Genomic DNA, 1,211 nt, shown 5'->3' with positions numbered 1-1,211 from the left:
TGCTGCGTTCCTCAAAGGTGGTAGATAAAGCGGCGGCGTAGGGTCCTTGGTTTCGGGGCGGGTCGGCCCCAGACCCATGGTCGCGCGCGGGCATTGAGGGCGGCGGTGGCTTGGCGGGTGGCTTGGTCGATCTCGGTGTGGTCGGCGAAGGTCTGGCCGGCGAGGGCTTCTCGCCGGAAGATCCGCCACCACGGCTCTTGCAGGTTGAGCCAGCATGCCCCGACCGGGATGAAGGCGTGTTTGATCCGAGGGTGATCGGCGAGCCATTCGCGGGTGGATTTGCTGTTGTGGCTGGAGAGGTTGTCGGTGATCACATAGATGTCACCGACGGGGTTGGCCTGTTCGATCATTTCGAGGAAACGCTGGTAGTTCACGCTGTTGCGCGAGGATGCGGTGAGTGTGACGGCTTGGCCGTCGCGCACGCGGATCGATCCGTAGACCCAGATCTTGTCCGGACCTCGCGAGTATTCCAGCGGCGCCTTGATGCGGTGTCCGTCGACCGACCACCCCGGTGCGGGGCCGAAGGTGCGCGGCGAGACCGGGCCCAGCTCGTCGGCGCAGACTACCGTGGCCTCGGCCGGTGGCTGCGTGTAGAGACCGACGATGTGGGTTCTTTTGGGACGAAGTACGGGTCCTTGCTCGTCGTCCACGACCGCGGCCGACGCCATCGAATCCCCTCTGCCGCGAGTATTCTGCGCACCTGGCTACGACCCACGACAATGCCTTCGGTGCGCAGGGCCGCGGTCAGCGAATCCAGCGTCCAGCTCGACGGTGCCCCGCCCTGCTCGGCTTCCAGAGCGCCATCGGATCGCCGCGTCAACCGACCCGGTGGCGTGGTGGCGACCAAGGCCACGATACGACTGCGCTCTGTCTCGGTCAGGCGAGGTTTACGCCCCGACCCCGGCCGATCACCCAGCCCGTCGAGGCCATGAGTGTTGAACCGGTGCAGACGTTCTCGCACCGTCTGCGGATGACACCCCACCTCCTGCGCGATCACCGCGGTGGACTTCCCGTCCCAACTCGCCGTGATCATCCGTGCCCGGCGAATCCAATCACCCGGAGCATGCCGCGCCCCAGCGAGCTTACGAATATTCCGCTCCTCCAACACATCCCGCGCAGGACGCGCCACCAGCACCTTCGGCAGAACCACTCCACGACACCCGAACCAACAAGACCCACAACAAGATACATGATCATTGAGGAACGCAGCA

At 65.1% G+C, this 1,211-nt stretch carries 2 protein-coding genes; both read right to left on the bottom strand.

The window, feature by feature from the left end; all coding sequences use genetic code 11:
- Window positions 1–11 precede the first annotated feature (11 nt).
- Complete coding sequence (locus tag ACWEO7_RS39600; protein WP_452431000.1) at window positions 12–668, bottom strand: IS630 family transposase; 657 nt, start codon at window positions 666–668, stop codon at window positions 12–14.
- On the bottom strand, window positions 563–1,108 hold the full coding sequence (locus tag ACWEO7_RS39595) for a helix-turn-helix domain-containing protein (protein ID WP_452431002.1): 546 nt from the start codon (window positions 1,106–1,108) through the stop codon (window positions 563–565). The genes ACWEO7_RS39600 and ACWEO7_RS39595 overlap by 106 nt, the downstream gene beginning before the upstream one ends.
- Window positions 1,109–1,211 lie beyond the last annotated feature (103 nt).

The sequence above is a fragment of the Nocardia sp. NPDC004260 genome, assembly GCF_053603155.1.
The sequence above is the reverse complement of the archived record's forward strand: the minus strand, read 5'-3'. Positions and strand labels throughout refer to the sequence as shown.

Excerpts from the sequence above, each read along its gene's own strand:
- ACWEO7_RS39600 (WP_452431000.1), bottom strand. The coding sequence starts at position 668 with ATGGCGTCGGCCGCGGTCGTGGACGACGAGCAAGGACCCGTACTTCGT.